Here is a 15,983-nt window from a genome sequence, read left to right on the forward strand (position 1 = left end):
ACGCTGGCTACCGCGCGCCCTTCACGCCATTTACGCCCGACACCTCAAAGGCATCGGCGGGGACGGGGCGGCCAACGAAATAGCCTTGCACATGGTCGATACGGAACTGGTGCATCAGGTCCAACTGCTCGACTGTCTCGACGCCTTCCACCAGGATTTTAGGTCCACGATTGCGGATAAGGCCGATGATGTCCTTCAACATCATCCGGCCTCGCGGTGTGGAGCCATCCTGCAGAAAGGACTTGTCGATCTTGACTGTGTCGAAATCGATCAGTCTCAGCCACGAGAGACCGGCAAAGCCGGTGCCGAAATCGTCAAGCCATATCTTGATCCCAAGCATCCTTAGATCGCTGATACAGCGCAGGACGTCGGAATCCATGTCCATCTCGAGGCCTTCGGTGATCTCCAGAGCAAGCTGCCCGCCTGAAATACCAAGCTCTCCCAAGATGGCGGCGACCGAAGTGGCAAAACCGGGACGCTTCAACTGAATGGGCGAGACGTTGACGCTAACGACCTGCACCTTGCCGGTCTGCAGCATCTGCTGGCAAGCGGTGCGGATGGCCCACAGACCAAGATCGGTAATCTTGCCGATCCGCTCGGCGATGGGGATAAAGATGCTGGGCGGAACCTGTGTGCCGTCCAGCAGTCTCAGACGCATGAGGGCTTCGGCTGCCTGGACACGATCGGTCACGAGGTTGCGGATCGGCTGGTAAACGAGTGAAACGAGATCCTGCTGAATGGCGATATCCAACAGGGCCGCAACATTTTCCGTATCGTCGCTGGTGAGCGGATCGTCGGGATCGAAGAGCTTGATGCGGTTGCGCCCGCTTTCCTTGGCAAGGTAAAGCGCCCGGTCAGCCTCGTGGATGACGCGCTCCAGTTTAGGCATCGGCACAGGCCGTGCGTAGGACGCGCCGACGCTGACGGTGATGACGGAGGTACCATCGCGCCGCCGCTCGTGGGCAAGACAGAGATTTTCAACGGTGCGGCGCAGGAGCTCGGCAACCTGGTCGATCTCCTGATGCGTCTTGTAACGCATCAGCGTGATGAATTCTTCCCCTCCGTAGCGGCCCACCACGGCATCGTAGTCGTTCATCGCCGTCTGGAGTGCGCTTGCAACCTGTACGAGGCAGCGGTCGCCTTCCTGGTGACCGTAATAGTCATTGTATTTCTTGAAGAAATCGACGTCGATCAGCAAGACTGCAAAGCTGCGCTTGGAAGTAATCCAGTCGCTCCAGAGGCGACGCAAATGGGCGTCGACCGCGCGGCGGTTGGCGACGCCCGTCAGCGGGTCGGTATTGGAAAGCCTGAACAACGCCTCGCCACGCTCGTCGGCCTCACGTTGCCGAACCTTTGCCTCGACAGCGCTTAGAAGCACGCGGGCGCGCTCGCGGTTAAGCCGCCAGTTCACATAGGAGGTGAAGCTGAAGCATGCGAGATAGAAGGTGCCGAAGGCGATCTGATAATAGATGTCCTTGTGCAGAAAGCTCAGCGCCACGAAAAAGATCACGAGGACAACGCTGGATGCAAAAAGCGAGAGCGCAAAATTGAAAGTGAAAAACAGGTTGGCGCCCATCATGAAGATCGCGCCGAACACCATGTAATAGGACATGTTGATGGTGTAGATCGTCATCATCGCCGGCAACAGCCAGCCGAGATAGCCACACACCAGTGCCGCAGCACAGGTCACGTCCATCAGATCGGTTCTTGTCTCTGCTCTGACCTGCGATTCCAGAATGAGGAGAGCGGCGATACCGACGACGAAACGAGCAAATGTGGTGTGAATGGAGACGTCCGGGACCAGAAGCACGTCGGTCACCGAAAACAATAGATAGATGAGAACGGCAACCCAAAGACCCTGACGGATTGCTACGCGGCGCTTTACGTCGGCTTCTTCGAAGAAATGCTGTCGCACGAGCGTCTCGGCACCGGTGCGAGATGCATCCGCCTGCAGATCGAACTCCACACTATGTGCCAAACTGTGCTTCATGCACGTTCCTAATGGTTGTACGAATTTTAAGCGAGCGGTCATCCTCGCCTATAAATTTTCAATGCTCGATCTTCCCTTCCCCTCGCCATCCGTCCTCTCCCTCAGCGGCAACAGGGTAAGCTTACCTCATAATCATACTCGCATGCCGATTAAGTTTCTTTGAATCTTCTCCGCGTAATTTTAGCCATTAGTCATACCTTAATGGTTAAGGCCTAGAAACGAATTCCTCTTCCCTAGTTCTCCAATCGTCGACGCCGCATCTGTGTGTCGCCGATTAATCTAGGATTAACAGTGGTTTAAAAGGGGATTTATTGGTGGCTCGAAACAATAGTATCGCGCTGGACGGACAAAGCTTGGTCACACCGGATACCGTTTCCAAGGAATTACTGACGCAGAATGAAAGCAACTCCCAACGGGATCTTGCCGTTGCTGAAGCAGAAGTCGCACTTATTCTCAACCTGGCACACCAACAGTTTCTTGCCAATGCACCGCCTGCAACCATCATACACGCAGTTGCAGGCAGGCTTCACCAAATGCGCAGAAAATACGACTATGGCGTGTGGATAAGGCTGTTACCGTTGATCCAGCAGCATCCCGTTGCCGATTATTTCCTGGAGGATCCTTTTACCCAATGGTCCTTTGAAAAGCCTCGCGGCTATTCCGGCGATGCTCAGCTTCTGGACTTTATCTATGGTCACGACAGCGTCGCGGATCGCATCGCAACGGCTTCTCCCGTAGGAGCCGCTCTCTATGATTATACCCGCGAGGCTTCATCTTCCGTCGCGGTTCGCGAGAGGCGTGATATTCTGACGCGTTACGTCGACGACATCGCGCAGGAGAAGGGCCCGGAGACCGAAATTCTCACGATTGCGGCCGGCCATTTGCGCGAAGCAAATCGCTCGCAAGCGCTCGCCTCTAACGCGATCAAACGCTGGGTCGCTCTCGATCAGGACCCTTTGAGCATCGGCTCCATTGCGCGCGACTTTGCCGGTACATGTGTTGAAGCGGTCGATGGTTCGGTCAAGGATCTTCTTGCTCGATCTCATGATCTGGGACAATTTGACTTCGTCTACGCCGCAGGTCTCTACGATTATCTCACGGACAAGGTGGCAATCAGGCTGACGAAGACATGCCTCGATATGCTGAAACCCGGCGGCACCTTCCTCTTCGCCAATTTTGCCGAGGACATTGCCGTCGATGGCTATATGGAATCCTTCATGAACTGGACGCTGCTTCTGCGCAGCAAGGCAGACATGTGGAAAATCATCAATGCCAGCATCGCACCGTCGCTGGCTGAGAGTGAGGTCTTTCATGGGCAGAACCACAACATCGTCTATGGTGTGATCAGGAAGCTCTAGGTCGCGTCCGTGATGTGTCACATCGACGAGCAGATATCGGGCTCGTCGATGCTCTTTTGCCGGGTCGATTTTTCGAACCTCAAAAAATCGAAGAAGTCCGGAAATCGCTCTGGCGAGCCGATTGATTGCGGGGTAAGCCTAGCTGCGAACAGGCGATGGGATGCTTGTCGCTCGATACGCAAGCTTGGAGTGCATGATGGATAAGAAGCGTTACTACTCTGATTTTGGAGGGCTGCCAGGGCAGACGGAGCTGCTGTCCAGCAAAGCTGTGTTTACAACCGCCTATGCGGTCATTCCAAAACGGGTCATGTCCGACATCGTCACCAGCGTCTTGCCACACTGGACCGACACGCGCGCCTGGATCATCGCTCGACCGATGACAGGATTTTCCGAGACGTTCGCGCAGTATATCATGGAGGTGCAGCCGGGCGGTGGAAGCGACAAGCCCGAACCGGACGCGCGCGCGCAAGCCGCGATCTTCATGGTCGATGGCGAAATGACGATCACGTTTGAAGGCCAAGAGCATGCTCTTCGGTCGGGCTCATTCGCCTACATTCCCGCGGGAAGCGAATGGTCGCTGCGCGCCAAAGGTGGATCGGCTGCAAAATTCCATTGGGTTCGCAAGGTCTTCGACAAAGTGGACGGTCTTGAGCTGCCGCCGGCCATCTTCACCCATGAGGACGAGCATGAACTCTCCGCCATGCCGGATACCGAGGGCAAGTGGGCGACGACCCGCTTCATCGATCCGGCGGATGGTCGTTACGACATGCATCTCAACATCGTCACCTTCGAGCCGGGTGCGACCATTCCCTTCATGGAAACCCACGTCATGGAGCACGGCCTCTTCGTTCTGGAAGGCAAGGCCGTCTATCGCCTCAACAGTGATTGGGTGGAAGTCGAAGCAGGCGACTTCATGTGGCTGCGCGCGTACTGCCCACAGGCCTGCTATGCAGGTGGTCCAGGCCGTTTCCGCTATCTTCTCTACAAAGACGTCAATCGCCACGTGAAGCTGTGGTAGGGGCGACAACGTCCCTGAAACCACGACGCTTGACGTCGAGGCTCAGGTGCGCGCCCACACAAATGGACGCGCTCCATCTGCTTTAAGGCGAGGCCTTGCGCCTTCTAAATCCTTATCCGAATGGGTCTATGCTGCAGACGTTTCAGCCAGGCAGCTGGATGTCCATCGCGCCGATCCCGTCCCAGCGAGAACTGATCCTGGTTGCCTCGCCAAGGCGGATCATCCCGCACAGGCTGCCAGTGGTGATGACCTGACCACGCTTCAGCCCACCCAAGTGGTCGTTCTGCGCATTGGCGTAAGCGAGGAGCGGCGCGACCGGATCCATTTGCGGATGTACCGGTATAGCGCCGAAGAGAACACCGTCCTCCGCTTCCACCATCAATGGCGGCAGGCTCGGATCCTGCACGGCAAGCGCTTGCAGATAGCAAGGATCGATGGCTGGTCCGAGAACGAAGGAATGGTTGGCGAGCCGGTCGGCGAGAAACAGCGGAAACGGCACGCGGTTCTCTTCCGTCAGGCGATAGCTGACGAATTCTGCGCCGAGATTAACGGATTCGACTGCTTCCAGAATCGTTTCGCGCGTGTAGCTTTCGCCGAGCGGCAGGACGGGCAAATCCTCCGCCAGCACGAAGCACACTTCGATTTCGATGCCGACGGCGCCTGGCTTTGGAACGGTCAGTGTGCTGTCTTGCACCTCGTCGTAAAGATCGAGCAAGGGTGCTGCGACCGGGCGGCCATTGTTCAGTCCAAGCTTCCAGCCAGCAACATCCTTGCCGATCGTGCCGACAGCCAATGCCTGGACAGCCATGGCGGTGTCGATTGTGGACGGGATGAGGTTTCGGCTCTCGAGCTTCTCTGTGCTGATCGACGACTGCCGTGCTTCAGCTTCAGCCAGGATCATGCCGAGTCTGATATTTGCTTCCGTGATCGTCGTCATATATTTCCCCGCAAGTCCGGCCCTTACAGCTTCATTACAGGCAAATCTCTTGCTGACAAGGGAATGGCGCAAGGAGGGGAAACAAAAGGCTCGTCGTCAACACAATATTAGCCATGCAATTACGCGGGTCTACACAGCAATTTGCTGACGATATGTGGAGGAGCGCCCTCGCTCATCTGCCGCTTGTTGCAGTATCAAGCGATTGTTTCTCAGCTCGCGACACACAAGGACATGACAATCAAAAAAGGGACGGATGGCCCGCCCCTTTTATCGTGATTATTTTTAAGTCTCAGATTTGTTCGGCTTGCGCGCCGCTGTTAGGCTTGGCGGTTCCGAGATCTGGCTTCTCGCCCAGTGGCCGCATTGCCGCGGTGGAGAACTGGTCTTTGCCATCGATCGATTGGCCTTCGCTCCAGCGGCCCGATACCGGGTCGCTGCCATTCTGCTGGAAACCGAGGAAGGCGTAGCTGAACTCTTGCTTTTCCTCTTCCTGCGGGAAGCTGTTGGGAATGGGGAAGACGCTCGATGCACCACCCAGTTCCTCCAGAGCTGCCAGCCATTGGTTCTGGTGCATGGTGTCGCGGGCGATCAGGTAGGACAACATGTCCTTCATGCCTGGATCGTTGGTCATGTTGTAGAGCCGCACCGCCAGCACTCGACCGGTGGATTCTGCAGCGACATTGGCCGTCATATCGGCGGCAATGTTGCCGCTGGCATAGATGTGGGACATGTCGAAGGGTACGCCATCGGAATCGACAGGCATTGCCGAAAGACCGGACGACAGCAGGTTTTTCATGTTGACGCCGTTCAGCACAGAGCCACCGACGCTGTCGGCCGAGACTTCTTCGCGCAGCTTCAGCGGCGCACCTTCAAGATTGAGCGCAACCGCCGTTGCCAGCATTTCGATATGTCCGAGCTCTTCGGTCGCAGTGTTCATCAGCAGATCGCGGAATTTTGGGTTTCCTCGGGCGCCGCAGGCCTGGAAGAAATACTGCATCGCAACGCGAATTTCGCCTTCCACGCCGCCAATGGCTTGTTGAAGCGCGCGGGCAAAGGCCGGATCCGGGGTCTCCACACGAACAGGATATTGGAGCTTATTGTCGGTATAAAACATTGGGCTTCTCCTTGTGTCAGCGGGTGGCCCAACCTTGCGATCCCGGTAATGTTCCTCGATTCTTCGGTACGCTTAATACACTCACGGCATGTTGCGCGCCGCGTTCGGGTCCATAGGCATCATGTTGGTGTTGAGGTGGTACATGATCCACAGTGAGCCGGAGACAGCGATCAAAAGCACGACGATAGTGAAGAGTAGCGACAGCATGATCCAGCCACGTTCTGCGCGAGCATCCATGTGCAGGAAGTAGACCATATGGACCAGAATCTGCGCCACGGCGAAGACGATGAGCAGGGTTGCCGTCAGCGTCCGGCTCTGCAGGACATCCGCCATCACCAGCCAGAAGGGTATCGCCGTCAGGATAATCGAGAGGACGAAACCCTTATGGTAGTCATGCCGGCTACCGTGCGGCGGCTGCGAAACCTCGTGTTCGGTGCTCATGCGGTCACTCCCAGAAGATAAACGAAGGTGAAAACGCCGATCCAGATAATGTCGAGAAAATGCCAGAACAGCGAAAGGCAACTGAGACGGCGCATGTTGGCGTCCTGCAAACCCCGTCGCCTGATCTGGGCGATGAGAACGACGAGCCAGATAATGCCGAAAGAGACGTGCAGCCCGTGCGTTCCGACCAGCGCAAAGAAGGACGAGAGATAGCCGCTGCGCGTCGGCCCGGCACCTTCGGCAATCAGTTCGGCAAATTCGTAAAGCTCGATCGACAGGAAGCAGGCGCCGAGCAGACCGGTGATTGCCAGAAAACGGATGGCGCTTTTGGCGTTCTGCTCCTGGGCGGCCAGCATGGCGTAGCCGAATGTCAGTGAAGAGGTCAGGAGGATCGCCGTGTTGACTGCCACCAGCGGAAGGCTAAACAGTTCTGCCGGTGGCTCACCGCCGGCAAAATTCTGGCTGAGCACCGCATGGGTTGCAAACAGCACCGCGAAGATCAGCGCATCGCTCATCAGATAGATCCAGAACCCCAGATAGGTTCCGTTTTCGGGATGGTGCTCCTCCTCGGCGTGATAAAGGCGTTCGGTTGGGGCTGTGCGATGTTCGCTCATGAACCGCTCCGTGTCGAAATGGTGCGGATCGCGCTTTCTACTTCTGCGACATCTTCACTCGGGATCCAGTAATCGCGGTCGTAATTGAAGGTGTGGGCAATCGCGACGCCGAGGATCCCGATGAAGGCGAGGCCTGCCAGCCACCAGATGTACCAGACCATGGCGAAACCGAAGATGATGCTAAGAGCGCTAATATAGATGCCGGTCGCGGTGTTCTTTGGCATGTGGATTGGCCGGAAGCCGGATGTCGGGAACCTGCCGCCCTCCCGCTTCATATCGTACCAACTGTCGAGTTCGTGGACGACCGGGGTGAAGGCGAAATTGTAGTGTGGTGGTGGCGAGGCGGTTGCCCATTCGAGCGTCCTGCCGTTCCACGGATCGCCTGTCGTGTCGCGCAATTCCTCGCGGCGGATGAAGCTGACAACGATCTGGATGATGAAGGCCAGAATGCCACAGGCGATGATGGCCGCACCGACAGCCGCGATGACAAACCATATATGGAGAGACGGGTCTTCGATGATCGCAAGGCGACGCGTCACGCCCATCAGGCCCAGCACATAAAGCGGCATGAAGGCGACGTAGAAGCCAACGAGCCAGCACCAGAATGAAATCTTGCCCCAGAAGGGATCAAGCTTGAAGCCGAAGGCTTTTGGAAACCAGTAGACGGTGCCGGCCAACAGGCCGAAGACGACGCCACCAATGATGACGTTATGAAAATGGGCGACCAGGAAAAGCGAGTTGTGCAGCACGAAATCGGCAGGCGGGATGGCGAGCATCACGCCTGTCATGCCGCCAATCACGAAGGTGACCATGAAGCCGACCGTCCACATCATCGGCAATTCGAAGCGAATGCGGCCCCGATACATGGTGAAAAGCCAGTTGAAGATCTTCGCGCCCGTGGGAATCGAGATGATCATGGTGGTGATGCCGAAGAAGGCGTTGACGCTTGCGCCGGACCCCATGGTGAAGAAGTGATGCAACCAGACGAGATAGGACAGGATTGTGATGACCACGGTCGCATAAACCATGGAGGCGTAGCCGAAGAGCCGCTTGCCGGAGAAGGTGGAAACGACCTCAGAAAAGATGCCGAAGGCGGGCAGAATAAGGATGTAGACCTCTGGGTGGCCCCAGATCCAGATGAGGTTCACATACATCATCGGATTGCCACCCAGGTCATTGGTGAAGAAGTGGGTGCCGGCGTAACGATCAAGAGTGAGTAGAGCCAGTGTCGCGGTCAGGACCGGGAAGGTGGCAACGATCAGAATGTTGGTGCAAAGCGAGGTCCAGGTGAAGATCGGCATCTTCATCATCGACATGCCGGGTGCGCGCATCTTGACGATGGTGGTCAAGAGGTTGATGCCGGACAATGTCGTGCCGACGCCTGCTATCTGCAGCGCCCATAGATAATAATCCACCCCGACGCCCGGACTGTAGTCGATGCCTGAGAGTGGTGGGTAGGCCAGCCAGCCGGTGCGTGCGAATTCGCCGACGAAGAGCGAGCACATGATGAGTGCAGCACCTGCCACCGTCATCCAGAACGACAGGTTGTTGAGGAAGGGGAAGGAGACATCGCGCGCGCCGATCTGCAACGGGACGATGAAGTTCATCAGCCCGGTGATGAAGGGCATCGCCATGAAGAAGATCATGATCACACCATGGGCGGTGAAGACCTGATCGAAATGATGGGGCGGCAGATAGCCCTCTGAACCGCCAACGGCAATCGCCTGCTGGGTTCGCATCATCACCGCGTCGGCAAAGCCGCGCAGTAACATGACGAGCGCCAGCACCACATACATGATGCCGATCTTCTTGTGGTCGATGCTGGTGAACCACTCTTTCCAGAGGAACCCCCAAAGCCGGAAGTAAGTGATGAGGCCGACAAGCGCCAAGCCGCCGACAGCGACGCCGATGAACGTCATCACCAGGATCGGCTCATGAAGCGGGAAGGCATCGAGGCCAAGTCGTCCGAAAATCATGCGTAACAGGTCGGAGTCCATTGCGGTTGCCTTCCGGTCAATGAGTAGAATGCGGGTTGGTGGTCGTCGGCTCGGTGCTCTGCGGCGTTGGCGCGCGATGGTCTGTCGGCTCGATCTCTTCGCGACTATGGGCGGGGTTGCCGGTTGCCGGGAATGTGGCGCCGGGTCGACCCGACGTGGTGTGGCGATTGTCATATTCGAGGCGCGATCGATCGATGGGCGCACTGCCGGTGCCATGCATGCGGTGATGCATGACTTCGTTCATGCAGACTTTGCCTGGGGCTACACAGAGATTGAGGATCGCCTGATAAAGACCGTCATCGACGGAGCCATAATAGCGGATTGGCTCCGCCGTGCTGGGTCGCTCGAGCGTCAGATAGGCATCGCGTGAAAGCGCCGTGCCTTGCGCTTTCACCTTCTCAACCCATTGATCGAATGCCGCCTGCTGCATCCCATGGAACTGGAAGCGCATGCGTGAAAATCCATCACCGCTGTAGTTGCCCGAGAAGCCGTCATACTGGCCTTCGCGGTTGATCACCGCATGAAGCCGCGTCTCCATGCCGGGCATGGTGTAGATCATGCCGGCCAGCGCCGGCACATAGAAGGTGTTCATCACCGAAGACGCCGTCAGCCTGAAACTGATCGGAACATCGACCGGTGCCGCCAACTCGTTGACCGTGGCAATCCCAAGTTCCGGGTAGAAGAACAGCCATTTCCAGTCGAGTGCTACCACTTCGACAGTCAAGGTCTTCTGATCTTCAGGAATGGGGCGAGATGCATCGAGACGGGACAGCGGTCTGTAGGGATCGAGTTGGTGGGTGCTGGCCCAGGTGACGGCGCCAAGCGCAATGATGATGGCAAGCGGCGCGGACCAGATCAGCACTTCCAGCCGCGTTGAGTGGTGCCACTCGGGCCGATAGGTGGCCTCGGTATTGGTGTATCGGTACTTCCAGGCGAAATAGAGCGTCAGGAAGATTACCGGCACGATAATCAGCAACATCAAGGCCACCGACACGATGATGAGGTCCCGCTGCTGCGTGGCGATGTCGCCCGATGGCCGCAAGACGACCATGTTGCAGCCCGTCAGCAGGCAGGTGGCGCCCGAAAGAGCAATGAAGTTTCTAAAGTGTGTCATGGCTCCCCGCCTATCGCCGTCCACTCCAAGCAGAGTGGTAAGACGGAGTGGCAAGAGGCCCACCACATCCGCTCTGATCGCCGCCCGAACCTCGAGCGCGGCGATGGGTTCCCGAAGATTGCCTGCAGGAACAAGCCGCGCGAAACAGGGTTAGGCACGCGTTTTGAGACGATGCGGCCAACTTCTCGCCGACATGATCAGGGGCTAATCAATGCAGACTATCGGCAGTCACCCGTCATCCCAGCCCAACACATCGGGCATGGAAAGCGACGCGCGAAAGATTCACGACGACAAGGCGGTCTCGCCGGACAATATCGCAATCGGCGTCATTATTGGCCGAATGGCGGAGTTCTTCGATTTCTTCGTCTACGGGATTGCGTCGATCCTCGTCTTTCCTACGCTCGTCTTTTCTTTCGAGACGGACCCGGTGCGGGCACAGATGTATTCCTTCCTGGTCTTCGCGGTGGCTTTCCTCGCGCGCCCCATCGGCTCCTTCGTCTTCATGGGTGTCGACCGGGTGTATGGTCGAGGGGTCAAGCTGACGATTGCACTGTTTCTTCTGGGGGGCTCGACAGTCTCGATGGCCTTCCTTCCGTCCTATGGGCAGGCGGGTGCCATCTCGCTGTGGCTTCTCATCGCCTTTCGGCTGCTTCAGGGTTTTGCCTGGGGCGGAGCGTGGGATGGTCTGGCATCGCTCTTGGCGCTAAATGCGCCGGAAGACCGGCGCGGACGATATGCCATGGTGCCGCAACTGGGAGCCACGCTCGGCTTTGCACTGGCGAGCGTCCTGTTCGGCTATTTCTATACGATCCTGCCGGAGGAAGACTTCCTCTCGTGGGGCTGGCGCTATCCGTTCTTCGTTGCTTTCGCCATCAATGTCGTCGCACTCTTCGCCCGCCTGCGGTTAGTGGCAACGCGCGAGTTTGGCGAGTTACTGGAAAAGAACGAGCTTTACGCCCAAGCCATGCCGGAACTCTTCAAGCACCATCTGCGCGATGTACTGATAGGCGCTTTCGTGCCGCTGGCAAGCTTCGCACTCTTTCATCTCGTCACCATATTCCCGCTTGCCTGGATCAGCCTCGTACGCCGGGACCAGATCGGCGAGATGCTGGCGATGCAGGTGGTTGGGGCCGCAGTGGGAACGATTGCCATCGTCCTGTCGGGCTATGCGGCGGACCGCTGGGGCCGCAGGCAACATCTTCTTTGGAGCGCTGTTCTCGTTGCCCTCTTCAGCTTCTCGGCTACTCTTTTGATCGATATCGGCCGAACGGGCCAGTATGCGTTTCTATTGGTGGGCTTTGCACTGATGGGCTTTTCCTTCGGTCAGGCCTCCGGCTCTATCGCCAACGTCTTTACCACAAGGTTTCGTTATTCCGGCTCCGCGGTCACTTCAGATATCGCTTGGCTGATCGGAGCGGGCTTTGCGCCCGCAGTTGCGCTCTTTCTCGCCACGCGGTTCGGCATCGCCTACATTGGCATCTACCTGCTCTCTGGTGCGGTCTGTAGCTTCATCGCTCTCTTCATCGCCGGAAAGGTTAGGCCTATTCCGGACGAGCCCGTTCACCGAGAGGAAATCTAAGATGACGACGCACCTCAAGCGCGTCCGAGGCCTCGGCTCCGCCAAGGGCGGGACGGTGAACTATGCTTTGAAGCAGGTCACAGGTTTCGCCACAGCCCTCGTCACACCCTACATGATCTTCCTGGCGATCTGGTTGTTTGGCAAGCCGAGACCCGTGGTGCTGGATGCTTTCACCCACTGGTGGGTGGCCGCACCGACATTGATCTTCATTTTGCTTTCAGTCTGGCACATGCGGATTGGCATGCACGCAATCATCGATGACTACGTACACGGTCACTTTCTGAAGCTCGTGCTGGTCTGTTTGAACTGGATGTTCGCCTGGGGGCTTGGACTGCTCTGCGTGCTTGCCGTCATCCGCATGTTCTTGAGCTAGGTGGTCGAAAGCCAGCGCGCCGCTACTTCCTCAAAATAATGGTCTTTTCCTATCATTGAGGGAATCGCGTGGCAGTACAAGATGTTAGCGTCCGCGTTAATCATCCGATAAGGCATGTGTTCTAATAATTATAATATAATAATATTATGGTTAAGGGTCAAAATTGAAATGCGCATGCGATTTGTTCGTGCTCAAGCGGATGTATTGTTAGAAGTTTTACTTAAAAATCTGAACTGTTCACAAGGTAACTTCGGTATTCTGACCGCCTTAGCGCTTCCCATCCTTCTTGCCGCAGCTGGTGGCGCTGTGGATGTTTATTCTGCGTTCACAGAAAAAGCAAACCTTCAGGAAAAACTCGACGCCGGCGTACTGGCAGCTGCAGTTGAAACGACGGCCCCGGCCCAAAGACGAAAAATAGAAAGTTTTCTTAGTGCGCACGACGATGACGGAAAAAGCATTGATTTCAAACAAGCGCTTACCGTCACGCAGAACGCCGATGGAAGCGTGACCGGGAAATATAGTACTCAATTTGCTCCGGCTTTTCTGCAAATCGTCGGCATAGAAACACTCGCGATCTCGATCTCCTCCACGGCAATGGCCGCAAAGACCAAAGGTTCGGGAACGTGCATCTACGTTCTTGGGAATAAAGATCAAGCGGTCCTGATCAATTCAGGTGCGATCGTCAAAGCGAAGAACTGCGGTGTCGAGGTGAGCTCCGTACGCAATCCGGCATTCATCATGAACAGCGGTTCAACTATCGATACTGCTCGCTTCTGCGTGAAAGGAACGCAGTACATCAAGAATGGCGGCACCATCACAAATCTCCAGACCGGCTGTGACGCATCGCCCGATCCTTACGCGGGAAAAATCGTCGAGCCTCAACTCCCCGCGAGCTGCGCAGACAGCGGCACAAAGGACGGCGCGACGGTATCGCTGAAGCCTGGATTGCATTGCGATGTGACCTTCAACGGTAGCCCGAACGTAACATTTGAGCCTGGACTTCATATCATCAAGGGCCGCATGATCATCAACAGCAATGCCAAGGTCAAAGCGGACGGCGTGACCTTTTATTTCCCCGACGTCGATAGCGAGATTCGTGCCAATGGTGGGCTGACCTTCACAGCGTCTGCGCCAACGTCAGGCATGTATAAAGGGATATTGATGTTCGAGAAGACCAGCAGCTCTGCGGTGGGGTCGAACACCCGCCAGTACGTCTTCAATGGCTCGAAGGGCGAGACGCTGGAAGGCGTGATCTACCTGCCGAACCGCGATGCAACTTACAATTCAACAACCAACCAGTCGAACAAGATTACGCTCGTCGTCAACACGATGATCATCAACTCCGCAAATTGGCTGCTTGAACCATTCGATAGCGGTGTCGGTAAATCCACAGGTGCCCCGAGGCTGGTGCGGTAACCATCGCGACACGCGATAGAAACAGTTACAGGCGTGTGCCCTCCCGCCTGCGACTTGCAGATTGGCCGCGGCAAATTCATCTCCGATAGTTAACCTCAACGTGAGCCCATGATCGCCGGAACATCACATCCCTCCTTCGGTTAGGCAAGTCTCACAGGAGGACGTTTAATGACCACAGAGATACGCGACATTTTCGTAACGGGCCTGCGCAACGCTCACGCGATGGAAAACCAGGCGCTGTCGATCGTGAAGCCGCAAATTTCACGCATCGAGAATTATCCTGCCGTGCGGGAGCGCTTGGAAATGCATATGCGCGAAACCGAAGGGCAGATCGCCAGGCTCGACGAAATTCTTAACGGGCTTTCTGAGAGCTCATCGACGCTGAAAGATACGGCGATGTCGCTCGGCGGATCGATGGCAGCCGTTGGCCATGCGATGGCAGGCGACGAGATCATCAAGAACAGCATCGCCAACTTTGCTTTCGAAAATTACGAGATAGCCGCCTACAAGTCTTTGATCGTCATGGGCGAGCATGGCGGTTTCGCCGCGGCCCATTCGCTGCTGAAGCAGAACCTTGACGAGGAAATCCAGATGGCAAGCTGGCTGGAAGACAATCTGGAAAAGGTGACGCTGGAATATATGGCGCTCAGCGCACGCGGCGAAACCGCCAAGGTCTGATCTTAGTCCAGGTACCGCGTTTGAGGGGGCCGCCCGCGTTCGATATAGCGGGCGGCTTCTTTTTGTCAGATACGCCGACCGGGCAGTTGCGGCAAAAGCACCGTCAGCAGACCCAGCAGCGGCAGATAAGAGCAAACCTGATAGACGAACTCGATGCCCTGGCGATCGGCGAAGACGCCGAGAACCGCAGCACCGATCCCGCCAAAACCAAAGGCAAAGCCGAAGAACATGCCGGCGATCAGCCCGACGCGACCAGGTACCAGCTCTTGTGCAAAGACGACGATGGCAGAGAAGGCAGAGGAGAAGATGAAGCCGATGACAATCACCAGAACCGCCGTCCAGGTGAGGTTGGCGTAGGGCAGGATCAGGGCGAAGGGGATGACGCCGAGGATCGAGAACCAGATCACCACGCGAGAGCCGAAGCGATCGCCGATCGGCCCGCCAAAGAACACCCCAGCAGCCGAAGCGCCGAGAAACAGGAATAGCAGGATCTGTGCATTCTGCACCGATACGCCGAACTTCTCGATGGTGAAGAAGGTGAAGTAACTGGAAATGCTGGCAAGATAAGCGTTCTTCGTTGCGGTCAGGACCACAAGCACGGCTAGCGTCATCAACACCTTGTTGCGAGGCAGCGGCAATTCGCGGCTGACCGGACGCTTGCCGGCTGTACTGCGACGATGACGGCTATACCAGACGCTGACCCAAGAAAGAATGACGAAGCCCGTCAGTGCGATGATCGAAAACCAGCTGAGAACTTCTTGTCCTCTCGGGATGACGATAAAGGCCGCGAGCAGCGGTCCGATCGCTGTACCGGTGTTGCCGCCGACCTGGAAGAAGGACTGCGCCAGCCCATGGCGTCCACCCGAAGCGACGCGCGCAACGCGCGACGCCTCTGGATGAAAGATCGCCGAACCGATGCCGATGAGGCAGGCGCCCAGCACCAGAACTGGAAAACTATGCGCATAGGCAAGCGTGATCAAACCCGTACAGGTAGAGAGCATCGCTGCTGGGAGCGAAAACGGCATGGGCCACTTGTCGGTCGCAACGCCAACTGCCGGCTGAAGCAGTGACGCAGTGACTTGAAAGGCGAAGGTCAAAAGCCCGATCTGCCCGAAATCGAGTGCGTAGTTGGCTTTTAGCAGAGGATAAAGCGAGGTCAGCAGCGACTGCATGATGTCGTTCAGCATGTGGCAGAAGCTTGCCGCTGCGATGATGGAAAAGGTCGTGACTTCGGGGGTGAAGCCGGGATTGGTCACTCTGGCCATGAGGGGATCTCCAAACACGCGCTTGCACGCGTCCGTCTCTTCTGAGAGCACAGCCCTTCATGTTCAAGGTCAAATTTCTGGATTTCGTG

14 protein-coding genes are annotated in these 15,983 nt (G+C 56.7%); 6 read left to right on the forward strand and 8 right to left on the reverse strand.

Features of this window, described 5'->3' with window-relative positions; all coding sequences use genetic code 11:
- Window positions 1–7 precede the first annotated feature (7 nt).
- Window positions 8–1,990, reverse strand: coding sequence for a putative bifunctional diguanylate cyclase/phosphodiesterase (locus tag WKI41_RS11555; RefSeq protein ID WP_340193632.1), 1,983 nt, complete (start codon window positions 1,988–1,990; stop codon window positions 8–10).
- A 314-nt stretch (window positions 1,991–2,304) separates the two neighbouring features.
- Between WKI41_RS11555 and WKI41_RS11560 the strand changes: the two genes are divergently transcribed.
- Window positions 2,305–3,348: a class I SAM-dependent methyltransferase gene (locus WKI41_RS11560; protein WP_340193633.1), complete on the forward strand. Its 1,044-nt coding sequence runs from the start codon at window positions 2,305–2,307 to the stop codon at window positions 3,346–3,348.
- Window positions 3,349–3,544: 196 nt separating this feature from the next.
- On the forward strand, window positions 3,545–4,366 hold the full coding sequence (locus tag WKI41_RS11565) for a bifunctional allantoicase/(S)-ureidoglycine aminohydrolase (protein ID WP_340193635.1): 822 nt from the start codon (window positions 3,545–3,547) through the stop codon (window positions 4,364–4,366).
- 142 nt (window positions 4,367–4,508) lie between these two features.
- Here the strand turns inward: WKI41_RS11565 and WKI41_RS11570 are convergent, their stop codons facing one another.
- The 6 genes from WKI41_RS11570 to cyoA all read right to left on the reverse strand — a co-directional run bounded on the left by WKI41_RS11570 (window position 4,509) and on the right by cyoA (window position 10,583).
- Window positions 4,509–5,303: a 2-keto-4-pentenoate hydratase gene (locus WKI41_RS11570; protein WP_340193636.1), complete on the reverse strand. Its 795-nt coding sequence runs from the start codon at window positions 5,301–5,303 to the stop codon at window positions 4,509–4,511.
- 289 nt (window positions 5,304–5,592) lie between these two features.
- On the reverse strand, window positions 5,593–6,417 hold the full coding sequence (locus WKI41_RS11575; RefSeq protein WP_340193637.1) for a manganese catalase family protein: 825 nt from the start codon (window positions 6,415–6,417) through the stop codon (window positions 5,593–5,595).
- Window positions 6,418–6,498: 81 nt separating this feature from the next.
- Window positions 6,499–6,858 carry a cytochrome o ubiquinol oxidase subunit IV gene (cyoD, locus tag WKI41_RS11580; RefSeq protein WP_340193638.1) on the reverse strand — a complete coding sequence of 120 codons (360 nt, stop codon included), beginning with the start codon at window positions 6,856–6,858 and terminating at the stop codon, window positions 6,499–6,501.
- Window positions 6,855–7,472 carry a cytochrome o ubiquinol oxidase subunit III gene (cyoC, locus tag WKI41_RS11585; RefSeq protein ID WP_340193639.1) on the reverse strand — a complete coding sequence of 206 codons (618 nt, stop codon included), beginning with the start codon at window positions 7,470–7,472 and terminating at the stop codon, window positions 6,855–6,857. The genes cyoD and cyoC overlap by 4 nt, the downstream gene beginning before the upstream one ends.
- Window positions 7,469–9,469, reverse strand: a complete 2,001-nt coding sequence (gene cyoB, locus WKI41_RS11590; protein ID WP_340193641.1) for a cytochrome o ubiquinol oxidase subunit I — start codon at window positions 9,467–9,469, stop codon at window positions 7,469–7,471. The genes cyoC and cyoB overlap by 4 nt, the downstream gene beginning before the upstream one ends.
- A gap of 16 nt (window positions 9,470–9,485) precedes the next feature.
- Window positions 9,486–10,583, reverse strand: a complete 1,098-nt coding sequence (cyoA, locus tag WKI41_RS11595) for a ubiquinol oxidase subunit II (protein WP_340193642.1) — start codon at window positions 10,581–10,583, stop codon at window positions 9,486–9,488.
- 211 nt (window positions 10,584–10,794) lie between these two features.
- Here cyoA and WKI41_RS11600 point away from each other — a divergent pair, with 211 nt between their 5' ends.
- The 4 genes from WKI41_RS11600 (at window position 10,795) to WKI41_RS11615 (ending at window position 14,629) form a co-directional block, all read left to right on the forward strand.
- Window positions 10,795–12,162 (forward strand): MFS transporter, encoded by a 1,368-nt coding sequence (locus WKI41_RS11600; protein WP_340193643.1) that lies wholly within the window; start codon window positions 10,795–10,797, stop codon window positions 12,160–12,162.
- A 1-nt stretch (window position 12,163) separates the two neighbouring features.
- A complete protein-coding gene (sdhD, locus tag WKI41_RS11605) occupies window positions 12,164–12,535 on the forward strand; it encodes a succinate dehydrogenase, hydrophobic membrane anchor protein (protein WP_340193644.1) in 372 nt (123 codons plus the stop codon).
- Between the two features lie 174 nt (window positions 12,536–12,709).
- The gene (locus WKI41_RS11610) at window positions 12,710–13,951 is read left to right on the forward strand and encodes a pilus assembly protein TadG-related protein (RefSeq protein WP_340193645.1); all 1,242 of its coding nucleotides are present in this window, start codon (window positions 12,710–12,712) and stop codon (window positions 13,949–13,951) included.
- A gap of 168 nt (window positions 13,952–14,119) precedes the next feature.
- Complete coding sequence (locus WKI41_RS11615) at window positions 14,120–14,629, forward strand: ferritin-like domain-containing protein (protein WP_340193646.1); 510 nt, start codon at window positions 14,120–14,122, stop codon at window positions 14,627–14,629.
- Window positions 14,630–14,694: 65 nt separating this feature from the next.
- Here WKI41_RS11615 and WKI41_RS11620 read toward each other — a convergent pair whose 3' ends face one another.
- Window positions 14,695–15,894, reverse strand: a complete 1,200-nt coding sequence (locus WKI41_RS11620; protein ID WP_340193647.1) for an MFS transporter — start codon at window positions 15,892–15,894, stop codon at window positions 14,695–14,697.
- Between the last annotated feature and the right edge of the window lie 89 nt (window positions 15,895–15,983).

Source organism: Agrobacterium larrymoorei, assembly GCF_037722385.1.
In the GTDB taxonomy this organism is placed as follows: Bacteria; Pseudomonadota; Alphaproteobacteria; order Rhizobiales; family Rhizobiaceae; genus Agrobacterium; species Agrobacterium larrymoorei_C.